Here is a 23,632-nt window from a genome sequence, read left to right as displayed (position 1 = left end):
TGAAATGCGCAGGCGTTATGGACGGGGCAAGGGTTGGCATGCGGCGGCCTTGCCAAGGCCGGGCGTGCCGGTAATCCTGCCCGCGATGCGCTTCCTGCTGGCTCTCGCCCCGCTCGCCCTCCTCGCCGCCCCGGCACCAGCCCGCGAACCGCTGGATTCGCAGGTCCATGCGATCCTGTCCGAAGCCGGAAGCGGCACCCGCTGGGGCCTGTTGGTGCTGGATGCCGATGGGCGGGAGGTGGCGGCCATCGATTCCGACAAGCGTTTCATCCCCGCCTCCAACACCAAGATCTACACCAGCGCGGCGGCGATGCGGGCGATGGCGAGCGAAGGCCTGCCCGCCGCCGGCGCCCGCGTGCGGCTTGTGCGGGCGGGCGATGCACTCGATGTCGTGCTGGAAGGGCGCGGCGATCCGCACCTCTCCTCCGCTGCCGATTGCACCCGCGATTGCCTGGCCACGCTGGCGGATGCGGTCGCGGCGCAGACCCGCCGGGTGCGCGACGTGGTGGGCGACGACACGCTGTTCCCGGACGAACGGTGGAGCCCGGGGATGAGCTGGAACAACATCCCCTCGCGCTATGGCACCGGCATTTCCGCGCTGACGATCGACGATAACGAGATCGCGGTGGTCGTCACGCCGGGCGCGGCCGGCGCTGCGCCATCGGTCGCGCTGCCGGCGTATTACAGCGTCCAGAACCATGCCCGCACCATCCCCGGCTCTGCGAACACGCTGGCGGTCGACCGGGCGCCCAACGGCCGCATTGTGGTGCTGACCGGCACGATCGGCGCAGGCGCGGCGCCCGCAACGCTGCGCATGGGCATCGACGATCCGGCGGACTTTGCCGCCTGGCGCCTTGCCCAGATGCTGCGGGCCCGCGGCGTTCAGGTCAGCGGGCAGGCAATGGCGCGCCACCGGCCGCTGATGCCAGCCGACGATCCCGGGGTGCGCGGCGGCACGCCGCCCGTGCGGGTTCCGGCGCAGGCCGCGCTGGCGGAGCTCACGCCCCCGCCGCTGGGCGAGACCCTGCACACGGTGAACAAGGTCAGCCAGAACCTCTATACCGAGCTGCTCCTGCGCCGCCTGGCGCTGGCGAACGGCACGGGATCGATCGCGGACGGGCAGGTGGTGATCGCGGACATGCTGGCCGACGCGGGCGTCCCGGCGGGCGCGGTGGCGTTGTCGGACGGGTCGGGCATGTCGACCTACAACCGGGTCACCCCGCGCGGCACCGCCACGCTGGTGCGGTGGATCGCCTCGCAGCCCTGGGGCGCTGCCTGGCGCGCGACGTTGCCCGTCGGCGGCAAGGACGGCACCCTGGCCCGGCGGTTCGCGGGCACCGCGCTCGACGGGCGCATTTTCGCCAAGACGGGCACGATCAACGCCACCAACGCCCTTGCCGGATACATGACGGCCGCGAGCGGGCGGGAACTGACATTCGCGATCTATGCCAACGATGTGCCGGCCGATGTCGGCGCCACGGCCTTCATGGACCGGGCGCTGCTGTCGATCGCCGCCGCTAACTGATCGCCCCGAACGCCCCGAACGCCGCAGCCACGGCGTTGCCGGTCGCGATCCGCAGGTCGAAGATCGCGTCCGCCCCGTGGCGCGTCGGATGCACGCGGTTGGTGAGCAGCGTCCAGGCGATGCCGCGGTCGAAGTCGATCCATAGCCCGGTGCCGGTGAAGCCGGTGTGGCCGATCGTGGCATCGGAACAGGCGTCCCCGCCCTGCCAGCCGGCAAAGCGGCGCTCCCAGCCGCAGGTCCGGTTCCCGTGGACGCGTTCGCGCATGGCACGTATCGCCGCGGGGGACGCGCCGCTGCCGTCCAGCAGACCGCGCGCGAACTGGAGCACGCCGTCCACCGTGCCGAACAGGCCGGCATGGCCCGCCGCCCCGTCCAGCGCCGCGGCGTTCTCGTCATGCACCTCGCCCTTCAGCACCCGGCCGCGCCACGTGCAGCGCTCCGTCGCGGCCGCCGGGCCGGGCGGCGGGCCGAACGACAGGCCTTCGCCAAGCGGCCAGTCGGCGAGCGACGCGCCCGTCAGCCGCTCGATCGCGATGCCCAGCAGGATGAAGTTGATGTCGGAATAGACCGGCGGCCCTTCGCGCCATTCGCGCTGCAGCACGAACGCGCGCAGGCGGGCGGGGTCGTCGCCATAGGTGTAGATCGGCTCCACCGCGGGCAGGTGGGTGCGATGGGCCAGGCAATCGCGGAATGTCACCCGCCGCTCCGCCGCGCCCGCGACGTCGTATTGCCGGAGGTCCGGGATCGCGGTGGTGAGCGGCTGGTCGAGATCGATCCGCCCGGCGTCCGCCAGCGCCAGGATCATCGGCGTGGTCGCCGCGACCTTGGTGAGGGAGGCAAGGTCGAACCAGTGCTGCCGCGTCAATGCCTCGCGCTCCGGCTCGGTGGCGGCATGTCCCGCGTGGGCGACCCACGTGCGCCCGTCCGCCGTCACCACGCCAAGCGCGGCGCCGGGGATGTGGCCGGCCTCCACCATCGCGGCAGCCGGGGCGAAGGCGGCGTCGATCACGGCAGGTCGTCCGGACGCGGCCGGGCGCGGGTGACGATCGGCAGGAACAGGATGGCGGCAAGGCTGATGACGCCCGACGCGATGAAGAACAGGTCGAACCCCGCGTAACCCGCCGCGTCCAGCCGCTCCACCACAGTGCCGCCCGCGCCCGACAGCAGGCGGGGAAGCAGGAACGCGAAGCCCGAAAGGAACGCGTACTGCGCGCCCGGATAGCGCGAGTTCACCAGCATCGAGAGATAGACCACGAAGATCGCGCCCGCCATGCCGTTGCCGAACTGGTCGGCCGCCGTCGCGACGTAGAGCAGCGTCTGGTCCACCGGCTGGTGCGCCAGCCAGACGAAGGCAAAATTGCCCAGCGCGGCGAACAGCGCGCCGACGGTCAACGTCGTGGCGAAGCGCCAGCGCGTGGATATCCAGCCGCCGATCCCCACGCCCACGATGCTGGCGGCAAGGGCCACCGCCCCGTCGGCCCAGCCGATCTGGCTTTTCGTGTAGCCCAGCCCCAGGATCATCGGCTTCGACAGGTTGAGCGCCAGCACGTCGCCCATGCGGTAGATCGAAACGAACGCCATCAACGCGATCGCCATGACGCCATACCGCCAGAAGAAATCGACGTATGGCCCGATCGCGACCGAGGTCCGCAGCCTGGACGTCGGCGGCGCGGCGCGGATGCGCGGCAATGCCGCCGCCATCGCCAGGAACGGGAGCATCGCCGCGCCGAGCACCCACGGCGTCACGTTTGATTGCGCGCTGATGCCAAGCCCGCCCGCAGTCTCCAGCAGCACCCAGCCGACCAGGGCCACCAGCGCGCCCAGGCCCGCGATGACAAGGGCGCTTGCCCCCACCCCGCTCACCAGCGCGGCGACGCGGCTGGCTTCGCTCGGCCGCTCGGCAGGCAGCGCGGCAAGGACCGGCAGGGGCACGAATGCGGCGGCGGCGATCAGGAGATAGGCCGCCGTCCAGCCCGGCGCGATCCCGATGGCGGAAAGTGCCGGCGCAAGGCCCCCTTGCGCGTCGGCGAACAGCAGCGCGCCGCTGCCCGCCGCGACCATCGCCGTGCGATAGCCCCACAGGTTCGCCGCCGCGAGCGGGCCCTGCGTTTCCGGCGTCGGCGCAAGTTCGATACGCCAGGCGTCCGCCGCGACCTCCAGCGTCGTGGTCCAGAAGGCGAGCAGCACCGCGAACAGCGCTGTCACCGCGAGATTTTCGTCCGATGCGGTGAATGCCATCACGACGAGCGCGCTGACGATGCCCAGTTGCGACAGCATGATCCAGCCGCGCCGCCGGCCCCAGAAACGGGTGAACCCCGGCACGGCGTAGCGGTCGAGCAGCGGCGCCCAGAGGAACTTGAACGTCGGCAGCAGTTGCACCCAGGCGAAGAAGCCGATCACCGCCAGCGCCACGCCGTGTTCCGTCAAGCGCACCGCCAGGACCGTGGAGAACATATAGAACGGCAGGCCAGCCGAAAATCCCAGCAGGACATAGAGAGCCTGCAGCGCGCGCGCCGGCGCTACGCCAGGCGCGGTCGGGCCGGCATCAGCGGCGGAGACCGCGCTCATGCCCTGCCCCTGCAAACGGCAACCGGCGGCACGCAGGGTCGCGCGCCGCCGGTGCTGGTCATCGCGGGGCCGCTGCTCAGCGGAGCTTCAGGCGCACGCCCACGCGGAACGTCCGGCCAAGCAGGTCGCTGTAGGTGCTGTTCGCGGCGAGCCCGGTTTCCGGCAGGATGATCGGATCGGCATCGAACAGGTTTGTCACGTTGACGAAGAATTCGCCGCCGTCTTCTTCGAATCCATCGAACTTGAAGGTCGTGTTGAGGTCCACGTAGAACGTGCCGGAAACCCGGTTGTTGTCATAGGTGGGGAACTGCGTGGTCGAAACCGGGCAGTTCGTCTGGCATTCGATCCCGCTGGCGGCATACCGGCCCTTGCTGACCCCGCGCCCGACCCCGGTGATGGAGAAGCTGTCGGTGTCGATGCCGGCGCTGAAGCGGTAGATCCACTTGGGCGTGCTGTACTGCCCGCCGTTCGATCCCACCGTGTTGATCGCCACGGTGCCGGGAATGCCCGTGTCCACCCGGTTTTCGATGTAGCGGGTGGCGATCCCGCGCAGGGCCAGCGTCGCCCCTTCCGCACCGAACAGGGTGCCGAGCGGACGGCGGTAGGAGGCGTCGAAATCGATGCCCCGCACCAGGCGGTTGGCGAAGTTGAACGGCTGGCTGCGGATCAGCACGCGGGTGCTGTTCGTGGGATCGGCCGTAATGGCGTCGCAGTACTCCGTGCGCCCGTCGAAGCAGCGGTTGACGATTTCCTGCGCGCTGATCGTGTCGATCGCATCGTCGAGGTCGATCCGGAAGTAATCCGCCGACACACTGAGGCCGGGGATGAAGCGCGGCGAGATCACGCCCCCGATGTTCCAGGAATCGGCCTTTTCCGGCTTCAGGTTAGGGTTGCCGGTGACGAGGCCCGAATAGCTGATCGATGCCGGGTACGTGTTGCCGAGCGGCCCGCTGCCGGGGAAGAACGGGTTGCGAACCGAATCGCTGTTCGCCGTGCCCGCCTGGTACAGTTCGGCAAGGTTGGGCGCGCGGATATCGCGCGAGCGGGTGACCCGCAGGCGGATGTCCTCGATCGGCTGCCAGGTGGCGCCGGCCTTCCAGGTGGTGACATAGCCCGATGTCGAATAGTCGGTCGCCCGCACCGCCCCGTTGAATTCCAGCCCGAAGCCGAGCGGAACCACGGTTTCGAGATAGGCTTCCTTCACGTCGTAGCTGCCCACGGACGGCAGGTAGTTGCCCACCGACCAGCGGTTGGAGGTGCCGTTCTGGGTCACTATCGGACGGAATTCCTCCGGCACCGAACCCTTGATCGATTCCTCGCGGTATTCGGCGCCCACCGCCACGCTGACGTCGCCCGCCCAGGTGGCGAAAGGCGTCAGGCTGAGGTTCGCGCCGGCCACTTTCTGCGTGATCGTCTGGTCGCGGTACGGATCGCCCAGGACATAGGCGATGGCCGCCGGATCGGCGACGCCGAGGCCCATGCGGTTGAGCGGCACGCACGCCGGGTCGTTGTTGTTCGGATCGGTATCCACATTGATGCGGCAGACGATCGGGCTCGACGTGTTTCCGGCCACCGAGAACACCGCGTCGGTGGCGTTCAGCATCCGCTGCGTGTTCATGATGTTGCGCAGCTGTTCGCGCATCTTGGCGCGGCCGTACTGGGCGTAAACGTCCCACACGGCGGCGTTGCCGAACATGTCGAAGTCGCCTTCCGCCCCGATGGTATAGCGCTGCACGCGGCGGCGGTTGTTCACCGCGCGGAACGGCAGGTCGGCCGCCGTGGTGGCGAGCGTGACGCTGGTGATCCCGGCGAGCGAACGACCGGCATTCGCGAACGCGCGGATCAGGTACGCGTTGTCCGGCCTGATCGTGATCCCGGTCGACAGGTTGGGCCCGGCGTTGAAGAACACTTCCTGCCGGTTGTACGCGCCTTCGGCGAACAGGCGCACGCTGTCGGTCACGTCGAAGCTCAACCGGCCGAACACGCCATAGCGGTCGTCTTCGGGATCGAGGCCGATGCGGCGGCCGGAATCGTTCACGCGCCAGTCGCCGCCTTGCGTCAGCGTCGGGGCGGCCGAGCCGGTCGGCGACGGGAAGGTGAGCGCGCCGTACTGGTATTGGCTGATCGCGCCGCCCGCGCCGAAGTACAGGCCGCGCAGGCTGTTCGCCGTGCCGCCGGCGGACCCCGTGATGAGACCGCCCGGGGTCGAGTTCGCGGCACCCACCTGGGTGCGGATCAGGAACTGCGGGACACTGGAATTCGTCGTGGCGTTGTAGGCCGGGTTGGTGATGCGCACGAAACCGGTGTGGTTCCAGTCGCGGTCGACTTCGAAGATGCCGTCGCGATGGGCGATCTCCCCGCTGATCAGCACGTGGCCGCGCCCGTCGGCAAAGCTGGTGCCGCCGGCCAGGCTGGCGGAATAGTTGAACCCGTCACCATACGTGGTGATGCCGGTGTCCGCTTCCAGCTTGATGCCGGTGTAATCCTTGTCGAGGATGAAGTTGACCACGCCCGCCACCGCGTCGGAGCCATAGGCGGCCGATGCGCCGCCGGTGACGATGTCCACCCGCTCGATCAGCGCCTGGGGCAGCGTGTTCACGTCCACGAGACCGGTGATCGTGGAGGGCACCGCGCGGCGCCCGTCGAGAAGGATCAGGGTGCGCGTTTCGCCCAGGTTCCGCAGGTTGAGCGCGTTGATGCCCGCCTGCCCGCTCGAGAGGTTGAGGCGCGAGTTGGCAGGCCGCGTCGAACCGGCCAGCGCCGGCATCTGGTTGACGAAGTCCGCGATGTTGTTGCTGGGGGAGGTGTTCTCGATCTCCTCCTGCGTCAGCACGGTGAGCGGGGTCGGCGCCTGAAACCCGTCGCGCACGACGCGTGAACCGGTGACGACGATATCGGCATTCGACGTGCCGGCGGTGCTTGCGTCGGCAGGGGCCGTCTGGGCGTGCGCGGTCGAGGCGATGGCGAGACTTGAGCCTGCGGCCCCGGCCAGGAGCGCGAGCTTGAACGGCGATGATGACAACATGAAGAACCCCCCGGAATGGTGTTCGTCTTTCCTATAATCGGGCGGGGGCTGGCAATAGCATTCGATGCTTCATGCATAACCTGAGGCAATTATGTTACAGCCAAAGGTGTTAGCCGCCCGGCGGGCCGAGGCCGGGGCCGGGGCCGAGGCCGGGGCCGGACGGGTTTCGCGCCTGTTGTGATTAGCTACAGCGCGCTTGTGGATCAGGTGCGGGGCGCAGCGGGGGACGATGTGGCAACAGGCGCAGTGCCCGATGGCGGAGCGGCGGTCCCGCTGGGCGCGGGCCGCTGGTTCGGCGTGATGCGCCAGACGGTGTTGGAAAGGTCGTCCGCCACCAGCAGCGCGCCGCGCGCTTCGTCGAACAGGACACCGACCGGGCGTCCGCGCGCCTTTCCGTCGGCAAGGAAGCCGGTGAGGAAATCCACGGGCTTGCCCGCGGGCCGCCCGCCTCGGAACGGCACGAAGACGACTTTGTATCCCGACAGATCCTTGCGGTTCCAGCTGCCGTGCATCCCCACGAATGCGCCTTCGGTGAAGTTGCCGCCCATGCCGGTGCCGGTCACGAAGTCCAGGCCCAGCGCCGCGACGTGCGATCCCAGCGCGTAGTCTGGCCGGATCGCGGTCTTGACGAGTTCCGGCTTGCGCGGACGGGGCCGCGTGTCGATGTTCTGCCCCCAATAGCTGTACGGCCAGCCGTAGAACGCGCCGTCCTGCACCGCGGTGAGGTAGTCGGGGACCAGTTCCGGCCCGATCTCGTCCCGTTCGTTGACCGCCGCCCACAGGCGGTCCTGCCATGGGTCGAAGGCGAGCGCGGTGGGGTTGCGGATGCCGGATGCGAAGATGCGGTGCGCGCCGGTTTCGCGATCGATCTCCCAGATGACGGCGCGGTCTTCCTCGGCGTCCATGCCCCGCTCGCCGGCGTTGCTGTTGGACCCGATGCCGACGTAGAGCTTCGATCCGTCCGGGCTGGCGGCCAGCGACTTCGTCCAGTGGTGGTTGATCACCGCCGGCAGCTCGGTCACTTCCTCGCCCGGTCCGGCGATGCTCGTGGCGCCGGGCGTATAGGCGAAGCGCAGCAGGTTGCCCTGGTTGGCGACGAAGATGTCGTTGCCGACCATCGCCAGGCCGTATGGCGCGTCGAGCCCTTCGATGAAGGTCGTCTGCAGGTCGGTCCGCCCGTCGCCATCGGAATCGCGCAGCAGCGTGATCCGGTCGCCACCCTTGACCGAGCTCTTGCCGCGGTTCTTGATCACGCCGGCGATCACGTCCTTCGGGCGCAGCTTCGGGGCCTTGCCGCCCGATCCTTCGGCCACCAGGATGTCGCCGTTGGGCAGCAGCAGCATCTGGCGCGGAATCTTGAGGTCCGTGGCGATGGCGGTGACGGTATAGCCCTGCGGCGCGGTCGGCATTTCGCCGTCCCAACCGGTCGGCGTGGCGATCTGCATCGATGGCAGCAGCCCGCGCGCCGGCTCGGGCAATTGCGGCTGCGCGCCGGTCTGGTCCAGACCCTGGGTGCTGGGTCCGCAGGCGGCGACAAGGGCGATCAGCGGCAGCGCCGCAAGCGACAGGCGGTTCATGCGCGTACCCCCCGATGGGTCGTTGACGAATGGGCGAGGAATGCGGCGATGATCGCCAGCACCGCGCAGGCGATCGACAGGACGAGGCCCAGCGTGCCGACCGAGGACCACGCATCGCCGGAATGCTGGAACGCGTTGATGAGGCCGAGCACGAACATGAGCGCGACGACGATCAGGTAGGTCAGCGACCGGCCGCGATGATGGCGGCCCCGGCCGACGAAGAACGATATGGCCGCCCATGCCAGCAGCAGGCCCGCGGAGAAGTCAGCGCCCGCGTTCAGCCACTGCGCGAAGTTGGTCCACTGGATCACTTCGGTATTGAGATAGGCGATGTCCGCCAGCAGCGTCGCCGGATAGAGCGCGACGGGAAATGCCAGGAGGATCGCGTGGAGCGGACCGGCTAGCGGTGCGGCGCGAACGCCGTGATCGGGCATGAGCTTCCTCCGGGCAGTTTTTTGACTTTCTGCCAGATGAACAACCGAGGAACAATATGGGTCCGCGGGGGGTCTAGCCGACGGCCGCCGGAACCGCGCCGAGCACGATCGAGATCCCCGAAAACGCCACGGCCAGGCCCGCAATCGATCTCGGCGTGCGTACCCTGCGCGCCCGCCACAACCACGCCAGCGCGCCCAGTGCCACAGCCGTCACGGCGAGCGCGGCCCAGCGTGCGGCGGGCTGGCCCGGCCACACGCTGCTGGCGCCCCAGAGGGCGGAGAAGTGCGCCGCCCACACCACCAGCGCCCACGCTGCCCCGGCCCAGTCGTGCCATTCCGAATAGCCGTCGTCCATCGTCTCAGCCCCCCGGGAACAGGCGCACGACCAGCGTGATCGTAAGCCCCTGCAAGGCCACGAAGCCGATGAAGCGGGCGACAACGTCGAGAGTCACGCTCGCCGGGCCCTGGAGAAGCCCGCGGCCGCTGCGATAGCCGAGATAGAGCGCCATGATCGCGGCAATGGCGACCGTGCACGCCTGAAACGAGACGAGGGCGAAGACGGTGGCGCCCTGCCCGCTCGCCGCCGGGTCGAGGCCGGCCGCACGCCAGCCGGTCCAGTCGATCCACGTGGCCGCCACCAGCGCGGCCGCGCCCAGTGCCGCGAGCAGCCATGGCGCCTGCCCGGGAAAAACCCCGGCGGGCGAGCGGGCCAAGCGGAGGCGGGAAAGCCATGCCAGGCCGAACGCGCCCGCCAGCAGCGCGGTGATGCCGCCGGTCTCCGGCAGAGCAGGCGGTGCGATCCAGACCTCCGGATGGATGCCGTAGAGATAGAGGTAGGAAAAGATCGCCATGAACACGATCATCCCCATGACCACCAGCAGAGTGTTGAGCGCCCACCAGCCATGGCTGCTGGGGCCGGTGATCGCGATCGGAAGGACGATGCCCGCGCCCACGTCCGCCTCCGTCTGGCGGATCGGCCGGTCGGTCTCCCACAGCCAGCGCAACATGCTCGCCGTCGCCACAACGCCGCTGAAGGCGGAAAAGGCGTAGGCCTGCACGGTCAGCGCGAGGAAGAAGAACGCCGTGAAGACCGCAGCGGCGAAAGGATAGGGCGACGGGCCCGGCATGATCTGGAGGTACTGCGGTTCCGCGTTCACCGGGCTGGTGATGATCGTTTCGCGCAGGCCGGTGGCGCTGCCGGGCAGGAAATACCGCCCTTCCTCCACATTCCTCGCGAGGTCCGGATCGTCCCACAGCGGCTGGCGGCTGGTCACGACAGGGATGGAACGGGTGGAGTAAAGCCCGGTGGGCAACCATTCCAGCGTGCCGCCGCCGTAGATGTTGCCCGCGCTTTCTTCGGCCGAGAAGCGAAACTTGCGGGCAAGATCGATCACGAACAGCACGACCCCGGCGGCAAGGACGAACGCGCCCACGGTCGACACGAGGTTCAGCAGGTCGATCCCCCGCCCGGGAAGGTATGTGTACACCCGGCGGGGCATCCCCATCATCCCGGTCAGGTGCATCGGCAGGAAAGTGATGTGGAGCCCGGCGAACATGAGCCAGAACACCCATCGACCGACCCGTTCGCTCAATGCCTTGCGGCTCTGCACGCCGAACCAGAAATAGAACGCCCCGAACATCGGGAACACCATCCCGCCGATGAGCACGTAATGAAGGTGCGCGACGATGAAGTAGGTATCGTGCGCCTGCCAGTCGAACGGCACCATGCCGACCATCACGCCGGTGACGCCGCCCATCACGAACACCAGCAGTCCGCCGACCACGAACAGAGCAGGCACCGTCCAGCGGACCTTGCCGGCGGCCAGGGTGGCGATCCAGCAGAACACCTGCACGCCGGCGGGCAGGCTCACCGCCATGCTCGCGGCGCTGAAATACCCGGTGGACACGCGCGGCATTCCCGTGGCGAACATGTGGTGCGCCCAGACCCCGAAGCTGATGAACCCGGTGGCGACCAGTGCCAGGACATTGAGCCTGTATCCGACCAGTTCGGTCCGCGCGATGGCGGCCACCATCATGCTCATCAGCCCGGCCGCGGGCAGGAATATGATGTACACTTCAGGGTGGCCGAAGAACCAGAACAGGTGCTGCCACAGCAGGGGATCGCCGCCCCGGGTGGGGTCGAAGAACGGCCAGTTGAAGGCGCGCTCCAGCTCCAGCAGCAGAGTGGCCAGGATCACGCTGGGAAAGGCGATCACGATCATCACCGCGAACACCAGCATCGCCCAGGCGAACATCGGCATCCGGCTGAGCGTCATGCCCGGCGCCCGGGTCCGCAGAACGCCGACGATGATCTCGATCGCGCCGGCGATGGCCGAAATCTCGATGAAGCCGATACCCAGAAGCCAGAAATCGGTGTTGATCCCGGGGCTGTAGGCCGTGCTGGTGAGCGGCGGATACATGAACCATCCGCCGTCCGGCGCCAGCCCGACGAACAGCGAACAGAAGAACAGCAGGCCGCCCACGAAATAGGCCCAGAAGGCATATGCGCTGAGGCGCGGAAACGGCAGGTCGCGCGCCGCCAGCATCTGGGGCAGCAGCATCACCCCGATGGCTTCCACCATCGGCACGGCGAACAGGAACATCATCACCGTGCCGTGCATGGTGAAGAACTGGTTGTACGTATCCTGCGGCAGGAATTCCATCAGCGGCGCGGCAAGCTGCACGCGCATGCCCAGCGCCAGAATTCCCGCCAGCAGGAAGAACAGGAACGCCGTCCCGACGTAGAACAGCCCGACGTAGTTGTTGTTCACCGCCGAAAGGTATTGCCAGCCCCTGGGCGCACACCAGATGCGCTCCAGCTCCTCCACCTCGCCATCCGGGCGCGGGCCGGTGGTGGGGAACCGGGCGTAGAGCGCGTGATCGAATCCCGTCTCGCTCCGTGCCGGAAGGTCGCTCATCGTGGCTGCTCGAGCCAGATCGCGATCGCCTCAAGCTCATCGGCCGACAGCATGTTGTACGTCGGCATGCGGTTGCCCGGCTTGATCGACTGGCTGTCGGCGATCCAGCCGATCAGCGTCCCGCGATTGTTCGGCAGCACGCCGGCGCCCAGCGACAGGCGCCGGGCGACGTGGGTGAGATCGGGCCCGGACATGCCGTTCGCGCCCGTCCCTTCCACCCGGTGGCAGGCGGCACAACCGCTATCCATGAAGACCTGTTGGCCGTTCAGCCCGTTAAGCCCGGTCACGGTCGCGGATGCGGGCGTGCGGCGGGTTGCAGACGGCATGACGCCCGGCACCGCCTGCGGGTCGGCGGGCGCCGTGGCCACCCGCTCCCCCGTCAGCCAGCGGCGATAATCATCCGCGCCGTGCGCCACCGTCACGAAGCCCATCAGCGCATGGGGTCCCCCGCAATATTCGGCGCAGACCCCGCCGAAGCGCCCGACGCGATCGGCCTGCACTTTCAGCAGGTTGGTACGGCCGGGCACCATGTCTTCCTTGCCCGAGAGGTTGGGCACCCAGAAACTGTGGATCACGTCCGCGCTGCGCAGTTCCAGCACCACGGGCTGGCCGACCGGCAGGTGCAGCTCGTTCGCATCGCGCAGGACCACGCGGCCCTGGCGGTCGAGATATTCGACATCGAACCACCACATGTGCCCCGTCACGCGGATGCGCGGTTCGTCCCCCGTGATCGCGTCGGTGAGCGATGCGGTGAGCGTCAGGCCCCAGACCAGCAGGCCGATCAGCACGACGCCCGGAAATGCGATGCCCAGGATCCAAATCGAACGCTCGCCGCCCAGCCGCGCTTTCCACCGCGCGGGGCCCGCCAGCGCGACATAGAGCGCCGCGACCACGACGAGCGTCACGACCACCCCCATGGCGAACAGCGCCCAGGCCAGCACCGTCACGCTGTCGGCATAAGGTCCTGCGGGATCGAGTACCGGCGGCGGCCAGCCCCACCATGCGTCGAAGGCGCCTGCATCATCGGTCATCGGCAATTCCATAGAGATATTCGGCAACATCGCGCGCCTCGCGCGGGGTCAGCGGCATGGCGGGCATCGACGATCCGGGTTTGGCGGCCGGCGAATTGCGGACAAATGCGGCGAGGTTTCCGGGTGTGTTGGGCAGTGTGCCGGCAATCGGCCCCACGCCGTCGAACGCCGTCAGCGCAGGCCCTGCGCGGCCTTTCGGCCAGTCGATATCCGGAAAGGCATGGCAGGCGGCGCACCCGGCCTTGATCACCGCTTCGCGCCCGCGCGCGATCGCGGCGGGATCGAGATCGTGGCGCGGTTGCGGGGGCGGCTTGCATGCGACCAGCCCGCCAGCCAGAACCAGCACGGCGCCGATACGGAGCAGGGCGGAACCGCGCGGGCCGCGGGCGGGTTGGGAGAGACGATGGGGCGAACCGCATCCTTTCTGGCCGGCACCCTGGCCGCGGCGCTGCTGGCGGCCTGCGCGCCGTCTCCGGTGGCCGACGGCTTCGAAGCGAACGGCGAGGTGATCGCGATGGGCGGCGGCGCGGCCGGCGTCACCGCCGCGTGCGTCACGTGCCACGGTATCAACGGACAAGGCGACGGCAACCGCGCGCCCCGTATCGCCGGGCTCGACCCCGGATACGCCGCGCGGCAACTGGTCCACTTCGAAACCGGTGCGCGGCGCCATCCGCAGATGGAATGGATCAGCCGCCAACTGGGCATGGAGGCGCGCCAGAAAGTCGTTGCCTACTACGCCGCCCTGCCCGCGCCGGATCGTCCCGCGAGCGGCCGATCGCCCGCCCCTGTCGATTGCGCTGCCGCCGTGCTCTACCACGTCGGCGCCCCCGCCCGCGGCGTCGCATCGTGCGCGAGCTGCCACGGCAGCGACGGCGCGGGAAATGCCGGTAATCCGCCGCTGTCCGGCCAGCCGGCGCCATACCTCGCCCACCAGCTTGATGCCTGGGCGAACGGGAAACGGTACGGCGACGGGGGCGAAGCCATGATCCGCATCAGCCGGCGCCTTTCGCATCGCGAGCGGCAAGCGGTGGCGGACTATGCTGCGCGCCTCCGGGATGGTGGCGCGAGTCCGACAGTTCCGGCAGCATGCCTTCGAACACATCGTCCCGATCGACCAGGTGGTGCTTGATCGCCGCCAGGGCGTGCGCCGGCACGAGCAGCGCGAGCACAATGGCCGCCGCGACGTGGATGTCGATCGCCGTCTCAAGTATCCAGTACTGCCACGCGCGCGACAGGTCGTGGAACGGCATCGCCGGAACGGGCACCAGGCCTGCTAGATAAAGCGGGGCGGCCGGCCGGATCGCGGACCACATCGCCCAGCCCGACAGCGGCAGGATCGTGAACAGCGCGTAGAACACGGCGTGCGTGGCGTGCGCGATGGCCGATTGCACCCCCGGCTTGTCGGCGTCGTTGATCGGGCCTGGCACGATCGTCCGCCACAACAGGCGCAAAAGGCCGATCACCAGCAGGCTGAGGCCGATCTGCGAGTGAATCTGGTAAGCCTCGATCTTCTCTGCGCCGGCCAGATAGCGCTGCATCCACCATCCCGAACCGAGCTGGAAGATCACCACCGCGGCCATGATCCAGTGGAATGCGACGCCCACGGGGGTGTAGCGTCCGCGCGAACGATATGTCTCAGCCCAGCGCTTGAGGGCTTCCGTCATGCGGGCCGCAGCGCCGTCTGCCGGCCAAGCGCGCGATAGAGCAGCACCGCCGCCAGCAGCAGGTACGCGCCGCTGCCTGCCACCCACATCACCAGCCCGGCGATCTGCTGGTCCTCCAGCGGCGACAGGCCCCACGCCGGCGCGGAAAACCAGTGCGGGGCATAGAGGGGCCTGCCGGCGAACACGATCAATGCGCCGAGCAGGCCCATCTGCACCATCGTCGCCAGCAGGCCCGCGGTGCCGGCGATCGCAGGCGCCCGGCGCAGGGCGGCCCACCACGCCATCGCGCTGCCGGTGATGGAAAGCTGCATCGCCCAGTACAGGGCATCGCTGCGCATGGCCGCTTCATAGACCGGCGGCACGTGCCAGGCCCAGAACACGGCCGCCTGCACGCCGGTCAACACGGCGAGCGACGGCATTTTCCTCCGCGTCCGCGCCCCCAGCGCTGCCAGGCACAAGGGGGCCAGCACCAGCGAGAGGACCAGATGATGCGCCACCCGCGCGGTGAACAGCGCCGATCCCAGCGCGCACAGCGGAGAGACGAACAGCAGCACCGCGACGCCCGCCGCCGCCCATTGCCAGCGCCGCGCGTGTCGCCGCCACGCATGCCCGGCGGCGAGCAGTCCGATGATCGCGAGGATCAGCACCGGGTCGAAGTTCCAGCGCATGAACCATTCCGCCGGCAGCGGGGCTGCGCCGCAATAGGGCACCCAGGCGAAGGCATCGTTGGTCATGCGCGCCCCCATTTTGCGACGATGTGGCCAGCGTAGCGGCGTGGCGGGTGGAGGCAACCCCTGCCATCCACGCAGCGGCGGCTATCGCAGGCCAAGCTGGCGGGCGATGATGCCGCGCAGGATCTCCCGCGTGCCGCCGCGCAGGGAAAACGCCGGCGCCGCCATCGTGGTGTAGGCGAGCACCGCGGCGAAGGCATCGGTGCTCGCCAGATCCGGCTCTGCATCGACCAGGCTGCGTGCGATATCGGGCAGGTCCTGTTCGAACGACGCGCCCAGATCCTTGACGATGGCGGCATGGACCGCGGCGTCCTCCCCCCGCTCCAGCAGCGCGGCGACCCCGCGGGACATGTGCCGCAGGGTGACGAGGTGCGCAAACAGCCGCCCGACCGCCGCCTGCGCTGCATCGCTTTCGCTGCCACGCAACGCGGCGATCAATTCGATGAGCAACTGGATGGAGGACAGGAACCGCTCCGGGCCCGAACGTTCGAAGGCGAGTTCGCCCATGACCTGCGCCCAGCCCGCACCCTCGGTGCCCAGCAATGCGTCGGCCGGGATTACCGCGTCTTCGAAGTGAACCTCGTTGAAGTGATGCTGGCCCATCAGGTCTGCGATCGGCCGAACGGTCAGGCCCGGCGTCGCGCGCATGTCCACCAGCAACTGGCTCGTGCCCCGGTGCCGGTCGGCGGGCGTGCCGGACGTGCGGCAGAACAGGATCATGAAATCCGCTTCGTGCGCGTAGGTGGTCCACAGCTTCGTGCCGTTCACGCGCCACGATCCGTCCGCCTGCCGCTCCGCGCGGGTGCGCGTGGCGGCAAGGTCCGACCCGGCGTCAGGCTCGCTCATCCCGATGCAGAACGTGCATTCACCGGCAGCAATGCGCGGGAGGATGGCGCGTTTCTGCGCCTCGCTGCCGTAGCGGAGGAGGGTTGGCCCGCTTTGGCGATCGGCGATCCAGTGCGCGGCGACCGGCGCACCGGCGGCGAGCGTTTCCTCGACCACGACATAGCGTTCGAACGCCGTCCGCTCGTGCCCGCCGTAAGCGCGCGGCCAGGTCATGCCCAGCCAGCCCTTGGCGCCCAGTGCACGGGAGAAATCGCGGTCGAAGCCGTTCCAGCTTTCCGCCTTTTCCAGCGATGTGCGCCCGGCGAGCGCCTGGGAGAGGAACGCGCGCACTTCGCTGCGCAAGGCTTCATCCTGCGGCCGGGAGACGGGCGCGGGAAATGCGAGCACGCTCATGCCGCGGTGACCATCGGCCAGAGGTCGCCCGCGTCCCGTGCCAGCACAAGCCGGCCGACTGCGCGCGACCAATATGTCTGTGTGCCGAATTGGTCGCGCCACGCCCACAGCGCTGTCGTGTAGCGATGCAGCCGGTGCTCGCGGGTGTACCCGATCGCACCGTGCAACTGGTGCGCGATGGCCGCCGCCCTGGACGCCGCTTCCCCCACCCGCACGCGGGCAACGCCGATCGGAAGCGTCGCGGCGTCGCCCGTTGCGCCTTCCGCGATCCGTGCGATTGCATGGTCCGCCGCAGCGCGCCCCGCCGCCACCTCTCCGCCAAGGACGGCGAGCTGGTGCTGCACGGCCTGGAAGCCCGCAAGCGGCCGGCCGAACTGGCTGCGTTCCTGCACATGCGCGACGGTCATCGAGAGGATCGCATCGAGCGCCCCGGCCATCTGCTTGGCCCGCGCGAGCGCCGCGAAGGCACGCTGGTCCGCGGTGAGCAACCCCAGCGCGGTGACCGGTCCTTCGTGAAGCGTGCGGCCATCCTCTGCGGCGAAACGGTTCGCCAGCATGGTTTCGACGACCGGCCACGGCACCGGACTGCGCCCAGCGATCTGGACCAGCTCCAGCCCGTCGGCCAATGGCAGGCCCAGCCCGCCGTGCTCCTCCGCCGTCAGCGCCAGTGGGAGTCCAGCCTCCTCGATCGTTGCCCAGCCGCGACCCTGCCCAGCAGAGGTCATATCCTCCCAGCGGCCGGCGCCGTGGTGCAGCGCGCCAAGCAGTCGCTCGGCCGTGTCGAACACGACGGCTGACAGATCGTCCATGGCGGCTCCCGGGAAAAAGCGCGAGATGGAGCGCTGCCATCCCCGTCGCCCTGCCGCAAGCACCAACACCGTAGTTGGCGGCTGTCAGGCCCGGTGCGCCGCGAACGCGATTAACCGGTAAAGCCCTTCGCCCGCCAGATTTCCTGCCCGCGGCGGAACACGACCAGTTTCTGCAGGGTGACCGGGTGGAAGAACGCCTCGATCGCCTGCCCGCTGTCGGTGCGGGCGTACACCTCGAAGCAGTCCCCTTGCACCTGGAGCTTCTGGACGGTCCACTTCTCCAGCCAGGCCTTCTTCTTCAGCTTGTCGATCTTCTGCCACTTTTCCTGCGGGCCGCCGTTGCACTTGACGTTGCCATCCGCGAGCGCGGGCGAGGCGATCGCGAGAAGACCCGTGACGATGGCGGTCCTTGCAAGGATACGGGCGGTGGGGCGGCGGGTCATGCAGGTCTCCTTCGAAAACGATATCCGTTGCGGGCGGCGATCCGCAGGCTCCAGGCAAGCCCTAGCGGTACGAGATGAACGAGGACTGGAAGCCACGCGCGGTCGAGCAGGGCCCAGTGCAGCAGCGCGAGGGCGAGCGCTGGATATGCCAGCCACTGGAGGCGCTTCCACGTCCGCCCCAGCCGCCGCATCGCCACATCGGTGCTGATCGATGCCGGGACCGCCAGCACGGCGAAGGCGAGCCAGCCGGTCCAGATGCCCGGCAATGCAAGTTCCGCCAGCATGGCCGCGAGTGCCTGCATGTCGGCTACGTAGGCAGCCAGGTGGAGCGCGGCATAGACGAAGGCGGCGACCCCCAGGTTGCGCCGCACGGACAGCCATGCGCGCAGAAAGCGCCCGCGCCCGAAGAATTCCGCCAGGGGTCCCGGGATCAGCGCCAGCAGCATCAGCCGCAGCGACAGTTCACCGGTCGGCTGGTAGAGGTCGAACGCGGTCGCCTCGCCGCTCGCCAGGCGCCAGGCCATCAGCGCCGCGGGCGCCGCCAGCGCCAGCCAGAGCAGACCTTTGCCCCAGCCGATCACGGATGGGCCCAGCGCCGCAGCAGGTTGTGATAGACGTGGATCAGCCGGTCGACGTCCGGATCGTCGCTTGCCCGCCCCGGGGTCAATGCACGGATCGAACGGTCGAGATCATAGAGCAAGGTGCGCGCCGCGGTGTCAGCGACAGCGGACTGTATCCAGGTGATCGCGCAGATGCGCTGCCCGGCCGTCACCGGCGCTACGCGGTGCAGGCTGGACGAGGGATAGATCACCATGTCGCCTGCCGCGAGCTTTACCGCCTGCGCGCCGAACTGCTCCTCAATGACCAGCTCACCGCCCTCGTAACTGGCCGGATCGGAGAGGAACAGCGTGGCCGAAACATCGCTGCGCAGGGTCAGGTTCGCTTCGGGAAGACGCATCAGCGCGGCATCGGAATGGGTGCCGTAGTGTCCGCCGTCCTGATAGAGGTTGAAGACCGGCGGCCAGATTTTCTCAGCCAGTGTGGACGAGACGAACTCGGAGTTCGTGCCCATCTTGCCCAGGATCGTTTCGCCCAGGTCGCGCGCGACCGGATCGTCACGCCGGGTCTGCAAATTCTGCTTCACCGCCACCGAACGCGAACCGGCCGTATCGCTCCCATCCCGCCAGGCGGCCGACTGGAGGCGGTCCAGCATTTGCCGGACTTCCTCCGGGTTGAGGAATTGATCGATGATGGTCAGCATGCGCGCTCGCTATCCGGTGGTGCCGGGAGGACGCAGACGCACCCTCCCCGCCCGCAGCCTCAATACCGCAGGGTCAGCGTGCCCACCACCTGGCGCGCGTCGCCTTTGTAGAGGAACCGCCCGCTCTGGTACGCGGCGAGATAGTACTTCTCGTCCGTCAGGTTGTTCGCGTTCAGCCGGAACTCGATGTTCTCGTTGAAGCGATATTCGACGAAGGCATCGCCCACGGTGTAGGCCGGGACCGGCTGGTTGTAGAAGAACGTGCCATCCGGCCGGGTGGTGAACGCGGGCGCCGTGTCGGGCTGGCCTGCATAGCGCTTGCTCTTGTGCTTGACCGCGAAGCCCAGCGCGAAGGCGTCGGTCGGCTGGATGCGCGTCAGCAGCGATGCCTGGAAGTCGGCGAAGTTCGACAGCGTCTTGCCCACGCGAAGCGGGTTGGCCGCCGACTTCGTGATCTCCGCATCCATCACCGTCAGGCCGCCCTGGAACGACCAGATCGGGGTGATGTTGCCGGCAAGGCCCAACTCGAACCCGCGCGTGCGGTTCGCGCCGGTGTTGCCCGTGCCCGTCGGCGTATAGCCGCTGCCGGCCGCTTCGAACACGTCGTCCTTGTCGATCTGGAACACCGAAGCGGTGAGCAGGAAGCGGTTGTCGAACAGGTTGAGCTTGGTGCCCAGTTCATACAGCATCGAGCGTTCGGGGATGGCGTCGGGCAGTTCCCCGTCCACCAGCAGCAGGCCGCCATAGCCCGCGTTGGTGCCGACGTCCGATTCCCCGCCGTTGATGTCGGCGGCCGTGGCGACCGAGGCGTAGATCATGCCCAGTTCGCCCAGCTCGTATGTGACGCCCAGGTGGCCGTTCCAGAAGGAATCGCTGTATTCGTATTGCGTTACCGCCGGCGGGTTGCCGCCCGTCACGCCCAGCGAATAATCGTAGGTGTCGAAGCGCACCCCGCCGAACACGGTGAGCGCGTCGGTGATGTCGAGCGTGTCCATCACGTAGGCGGACAGCGTTTCGACATGGTAGTCCTGGTTCACAGCACCCCGGACGATCGAACGCCCCAGCAGGCTGTTGAGGTTGGAAACCGGCCGACCGTCCGCGCCGATCCCGCAGTAGTTGTTGAGCGCGCTACCCGCGGCGGTGCCGGTGCGGCAGTTGAACGCGCCAGTGTTGGTGTTCAGCCAGTTGCCGTTCTTGACGCTGTGATCGGTGTATTCGGCACCGATGATAAGGTCGTTCTTGCCGCCCATCATGTCGCTGCTGATGAGCAGGTTGGTCTGGGTGGCGAAGTAATCCACCTTCTGGAACTTCTGGTGCGTCGAGAATGTGATCGTGGGGTACGCACCGCCCGGGCCGGTGGCCGAGGTGGTGTTCCCGGCCGCGGCAGTGACGACATAGCCGTTGTCCGACATGCCGTAGCGCGTGCGGTTGGTCAGCTTCACATTGTCCGACAGGGCCCAGTTCACCCGTCCGGTGAAGACATCGACATGGGACCGCATGAAGTCCTGGTCCTGCGCATACGGCGGCGTCTCGACCGGCAGGCGGTTGCCGGTGGAACCGTCGCCCGACAGATAATCGCCGATGTCCGGCTTGTCGTGCGCGCGCAGGCCGTAATAATCGAGCGTGATATCGAACGCGTCGCCCGGCGACCAGGTGGCCGAAAGTGCGGCGCCCTTGCGCTCGCGGTCAGCCGGCCCGCGGTCCGGCACTTCGGTGTAGCCGTAGAGCACGTTGGCCCGCACGGCGAGGTCTTCGCCCAGCACGAAGTTCGCATCGACGGTCCCGCGCACATAGCGATCGGTGCCGAGGCCGATATCGGCACGAACGAAATCGTAGTCGGTGGTCGCCTGCTTGGTGATGAGGTTGACCGCACCCCCCGCCGTGCCGCGTCCGGCAAAGGTGCTGTTCGGACCCTTGGAAATCTCCACCTGATCGACGGCGAAGGTTTCGCGGGTCGTCATGCCGGGATCGCGGAGTCCGTCCACGAACACGTCGCTGCGCGCTTCCTGGCCGCGAATGATGTAACGGTCACCGAACTGGTTGCCGTTCTCGCCGGTGCCCACGGTGATGCCCGGCTGCGCATCCAGCAGCGGACGCAGGTCCGTGTAGCCCGAATCCTCGATGTAGCTTTCCGTCAGCACCTGCATCGTGTTGGGCATTTCGGCGATCGGCCGGGTGATGCGCACGTCGCCCGATGTCCGCGCCTTGTAGGGAGCGCCCGGCTCTGCGTTCGGATTGACGTCAGCGGTGCGGTCCTCGATCCGCAAGGTGTCGAGCTCGACCTCTTCATCTTCCGATGCGTCTTGCGCGGTGGCTGGAGTCGCGAGCAACGCCGCCCCGATGCCGATGGCGGCGGCCGCCGCGCTGCCCCGCGCATTGCGCAGGCTGAACGGGCGAACGACTCCCCTTGACCGATCCCTCACTAAAAGATTCCTTTCTTTTTCATTAGCTTGTTTGCAAAGAATAATCGATGGGCAGCGACAGGGTGATGCTCGGTTTGGTCATCGACTTGGGAAAACGGGGCAGCGGCGCGACGCGCTGGAGCAGTTCCAGCGTTGCCTGGTCGAGCAGCTCGTGCCCGCTCGACCGGCGGATCGCACTGCCGGTCACGGAGCCATCGGCGTGGACGGTGAAGCGGACGGTGACCACGCCCTGCTGCCGCGCCTTCTTGGCCTCCGTCGGATAGCGCTTGCGCTTGTTGAGGTGGGCGGAAAGCTGGGCGAAGTAATCCGCTTCCTGCTGCTTGGCGCGGGGGTTGTCGCCATCGTTGGCGGACTTCCCCGGCGCGTCCCGTGCGGGCGCGTTCTGGACCGGCGCCGGGCGAGACGCCGGCGCGCTGGCGACCGGGGGCGCGCTGACGCTGGGCGGCGCGGGTGCCATCAAGGAAGGCGTCGGCGCGGGCGGCGAAACGGAGACCACCTCGCGCGGCAGGGGCGCATTGACGGGCGGCGCGGTGACGCGCGGTGTAGCGGTCGGCTGCGCCACCGCAGGCTGGGGCTGCACCGGCGCGCTGGCGACCGGCGTCACGGCCGCGGCGGCGAGCGGCGGAAGGTCCATGAGCACGATCGGTTCTTCCACGGGAAGCGGCCGCTCGCCCATGCCGAGCCACAAGACCCCGGCGATCGCCAGGCCATGCACCGCCGTGACCACGCCCGCACCGGGCAGCCACGTGCGCGCCGCCGGGCTCGCCGCGCTCACCGGGGTGCCTCGCCCGACTCGAGCCCGACCAGCGCGACCTTGACGTAACCGGCCGCGCGCAGGGCGTTCATCGCCTGGACGATTTCGTCATAGGTGATTGACTTGTCCGCGCGCAGGAAGATCCGCTGCTCGCGGTCCTGCCGGGTCGCCCGCACGATTGCCGGGCCCAAGGTGGCAAGCGTTACCGCTTCCTCGCCCACCGAGATGCCGCCATCGGATGTAAGTGACAGGTACACCGGCGAATCTGGCGCGGGGTTCGGCCGTGCGGTTGAGACCGGAAGGTCAACCTTCACGTCCACCGTAGCCAGCGGCGCGGCAACCATGAAGATGATCAGCAGAACCAGCATGACGTCGATGAACGGCGTCACGTTGATCTCGTGCGCGACGGCGAGCTCTTCGCTGTCGGAGGCGAGTTTGAGCGACATGGTCAGGCCGGCTCCCGCGACAGCCTGCCCCGGCTGAGATCGCGCGAGACGAGGCGCAGGAGAGCCGCCGCACTGTCGGCCACCACCGCGCGGTGCGCGGCGATCGCGCGGGCAAAGTGGTTGTAGAACACGACCGCCGGGATGGCTGCGACAAGGCCGAGCGCCGTCGCCAGCAGCGCTTCCGCGATGCCCGGGGCCACCACCGCAAGGTTGGTGGTCTGCTCCTCGGCAATGCCGATGAAGCTGTTCATGATGCCCCAGACGGTGCCGAACAGGCCCACGAACGGCGCGATCGCCCCGATCGTGGCAAGGATCGTGACCCCGCGGGTCATGCGGCGCGCCAGCTCCGCCTCGAAGCGGTCGAGCCGGGAAACTAGCCGTTCCTTGATGCCGTCACGGTCACCCAGGGCATCGGCGGAATGCTCGATCTCTTCGAATGCCTGCCGAACCAGGGGCGACGTCCGAAGCCCGGCTGGCAGGTCGGCCAGCGTCCGGGCGGCGGCCAGCTGGTCGCGCGCCTCCTCCGCCGCCGCCCGTGCCTGGCGCAACTCGCGATGCTTGGCCACGAACACCGTCCAGGTCGCGATGGAAGCGACCAGCAGGCCGATCATGACCAGCTTGACCACCCAGTCGGCGCCCAGGAACATTTCCCCGACGCTCAGGTTCGTCGGCACCGGTCGCGCCCCGCCCCCTTGTGCGAAAGCCGGCTGCGACAGTGCAGCACCGGCAAGGAACAGCGGAACGCGAAAACTGACCTTCATCGAATGCCCCAAATTGGATGAAT

21 protein-coding genes and 1 pseudogene are annotated in these 23,632 nt (G+C 68.4%); 2 read left to right on the top strand and 20 right to left on the bottom strand.

The window, feature by feature from the left end; genetic code table 11:
- Window positions 1-4 precede the first annotated feature (4 nt).
- Window positions 5-1,525 carry a D-alanyl-D-alanine carboxypeptidase/D-alanyl-D-alanine endopeptidase gene (dacB, locus tag GRI40_RS12440; protein WP_237489170.1) on the top strand — a complete coding sequence of 507 codons (1,521 nt, stop codon included), beginning with the start codon at window positions 5-7 and terminating at the stop codon, window positions 1,523-1,525.
- On the opposite strand, the gene GRI40_RS12435 is transcribed toward dacB, so the two are convergent.
- The 9 genes from GRI40_RS12435 to GRI40_RS14170 form a co-directional block, all read right to left on the bottom strand.
- On the bottom strand, window positions 1,518-2,501 hold the full coding sequence (locus GRI40_RS12435) for a serine hydrolase domain-containing protein (protein ID WP_160612086.1): 984 nt from the start codon (window positions 2,499-2,501) through the stop codon (window positions 1,518-1,520). The genes dacB and GRI40_RS12435 overlap by 8 nt on opposite strands.
- Before the next feature lie 29 nt (window positions 2,502-2,530).
- Window positions 2,531-4,093 (bottom strand): MFS transporter, encoded by a 1,563-nt coding sequence (locus tag GRI40_RS12430; RefSeq protein WP_160611863.1) that lies wholly within the window; start codon window positions 4,091-4,093, stop codon window positions 2,531-2,533.
- 76 nt (window positions 4,094-4,169) lie between these two features.
- On the bottom strand, window positions 4,170-7,118 hold the full coding sequence (locus GRI40_RS12425) for a TonB-dependent receptor plug domain-containing protein (protein ID WP_160611862.1): 2,949 nt from the start codon (window positions 7,116-7,118) through the stop codon (window positions 4,170-4,172).
- A 203-nt stretch (window positions 7,119-7,321) separates the two neighbouring features.
- Window positions 7,322-8,695 carry a PQQ-dependent sugar dehydrogenase gene (locus GRI40_RS12420; RefSeq protein WP_160611861.1) on the bottom strand — a complete coding sequence of 458 codons (1,374 nt, stop codon included), beginning with the start codon at window positions 8,693-8,695 and terminating at the stop codon, window positions 7,322-7,324.
- The gene (locus GRI40_RS12415) at window positions 8,692-9,129 is read right to left on the bottom strand and encodes a DUF2231 domain-containing protein (protein WP_160611860.1); all 438 of its coding nucleotides are present in this window, start codon (window positions 9,127-9,129) and stop codon (window positions 8,692-8,694) included. Before GRI40_RS12415 ends, GRI40_RS12420 begins: the two co-directional genes overlap by 4 nt.
- A 73-nt stretch (window positions 9,130-9,202) precedes the next feature.
- A complete protein-coding gene (locus GRI40_RS12410) occupies window positions 9,203-9,484 on the bottom strand; it encodes a hypothetical protein (RefSeq protein WP_160611859.1) in 282 nt (93 codons plus the stop codon).
- A gap of 4 nt (window positions 9,485-9,488) precedes the next feature.
- Window positions 9,489-12,047, bottom strand: a complete 2,559-nt coding sequence (locus GRI40_RS12405) for a cbb3-type cytochrome c oxidase subunit I (protein ID WP_160611858.1) — start codon at window positions 12,045-12,047, stop codon at window positions 9,489-9,491.
- Window positions 12,044-13,078, bottom strand: coding sequence for a cytochrome c oxidase subunit II (locus tag GRI40_RS12400; RefSeq protein ID WP_160611857.1), 1,035 nt, complete (start codon window positions 13,076-13,078; stop codon window positions 12,044-12,046). The genes GRI40_RS12405 and GRI40_RS12400 overlap by 4 nt, the downstream gene beginning before the upstream one ends.
- Entirely contained in the window at window positions 13,068-13,328 is a 261-nt protein-coding gene (locus GRI40_RS14170) for a c-type cytochrome (RefSeq protein ID WP_474104391.1), read from the bottom strand. Before GRI40_RS14170 ends, GRI40_RS12400 begins: the two co-directional genes overlap by 11 nt.
- On the opposite strand from GRI40_RS14170, the pseudogene GRI40_RS14165 reads away from it, so the two are divergent.
- Window positions 13,299-14,057, top strand: a pseudogene (locus tag GRI40_RS14165) (c-type cytochrome); the annotation flags it as partial. The gene GRI40_RS14170 and the pseudogene GRI40_RS14165 overlap by 30 nt on opposite strands.
- Window positions 14,058-14,070: 13 nt before the next feature.
- Here the strand turns inward: GRI40_RS14165 and GRI40_RS13945 are convergent.
- The 11 genes from GRI40_RS13945 to exbB all read right to left on the bottom strand — a co-directional run bounded on the left by GRI40_RS13945 (window position 14,071) and on the right by exbB (window position 23,609).
- Entirely contained in the window at window positions 14,071-14,742 is a 672-nt protein-coding gene (locus GRI40_RS13945) for a cytochrome b (RefSeq protein WP_160611855.1), read from the bottom strand.
- Window positions 14,739-15,476 (bottom strand): cytochrome c oxidase assembly protein, encoded by a 738-nt coding sequence (locus GRI40_RS12380; RefSeq protein WP_160611854.1) that lies wholly within the window; start codon window positions 15,474-15,476, stop codon window positions 14,739-14,741. Before GRI40_RS12380 ends, GRI40_RS13945 begins: the two co-directional genes overlap by 4 nt.
- A gap of 81 nt (window positions 15,477-15,557) precedes the next feature.
- A complete protein-coding gene (locus GRI40_RS12375) occupies window positions 15,558-16,712 on the bottom strand; it encodes an acyl-CoA dehydrogenase family protein (protein WP_160611853.1) in 1,155 nt (384 codons plus the stop codon).
- Complete coding sequence (locus GRI40_RS12370; RefSeq protein ID WP_160611852.1) at window positions 16,709-17,521, bottom strand: acyl-CoA dehydrogenase family protein; 813 nt, start codon at window positions 17,519-17,521, stop codon at window positions 16,709-16,711. Before GRI40_RS12370 ends, GRI40_RS12375 begins: the two co-directional genes overlap by 4 nt.
- Window positions 17,522-17,631: 110 nt before the next feature.
- Window positions 17,632-17,964 carry a PepSY domain-containing protein gene (locus GRI40_RS12365; RefSeq protein ID WP_160611851.1) on the bottom strand — a complete coding sequence of 111 codons (333 nt, stop codon included), beginning with the start codon at window positions 17,962-17,964 and terminating at the stop codon, window positions 17,632-17,634.
- Window positions 17,961-18,545 (bottom strand): ferric reductase-like transmembrane domain-containing protein, encoded by a 585-nt coding sequence (locus GRI40_RS12360; protein WP_160611850.1) that lies wholly within the window; start codon window positions 18,543-18,545, stop codon window positions 17,961-17,963. Before GRI40_RS12360 ends, GRI40_RS12365 begins: the two co-directional genes overlap by 4 nt.
- Window positions 18,542-19,225 carry a Fe2+-dependent dioxygenase gene (locus GRI40_RS12355; RefSeq protein ID WP_160611849.1) on the bottom strand — a complete coding sequence of 228 codons (684 nt, stop codon included), beginning with the start codon at window positions 19,223-19,225 and terminating at the stop codon, window positions 18,542-18,544. The genes GRI40_RS12360 and GRI40_RS12355 overlap by 4 nt, the downstream gene beginning before the upstream one ends.
- 59 nt (window positions 19,226-19,284) lie before the next feature.
- A complete protein-coding gene (locus GRI40_RS12350; RefSeq protein ID WP_160611848.1) occupies window positions 19,285-21,648 on the bottom strand; it encodes a TonB-dependent receptor domain-containing protein in 2,364 nt (787 codons plus the stop codon).
- Window positions 21,649-21,670: 22 nt separating this feature from the next.
- Window positions 21,671-22,423, bottom strand: coding sequence for a TonB family protein (locus GRI40_RS14105; RefSeq protein WP_160611847.1), 753 nt, complete (start codon window positions 22,421-22,423; stop codon window positions 21,671-21,673).
- Window positions 22,420-22,848 (bottom strand): TonB system transport protein ExbD, encoded by a 429-nt coding sequence (exbD, locus tag GRI40_RS12340; RefSeq protein ID WP_160611846.1) that lies wholly within the window; start codon window positions 22,846-22,848, stop codon window positions 22,420-22,422. The genes GRI40_RS14105 and exbD overlap by 4 nt, the downstream gene beginning before the upstream one ends.
- 2 nt (window positions 22,849-22,850) lie before the next feature.
- Entirely contained in the window at window positions 22,851-23,609 is a 759-nt protein-coding gene (exbB, locus tag GRI40_RS12335) for a tonB-system energizer ExbB (RefSeq protein WP_160611845.1), read from the bottom strand.
- Window positions 23,610-23,632: the final 23 nt, after the last annotated feature.

The sequence above is a fragment of the Tsuneonella aeria genome, assembly GCF_009827495.1.
Classification (GTDB): Bacteria; Pseudomonadota; Alphaproteobacteria; order Sphingomonadales; family Sphingomonadaceae; genus Tsuneonella; species Tsuneonella aeria.
This window is presented reverse-complemented; position numbering and strand designations above follow the sequence as displayed.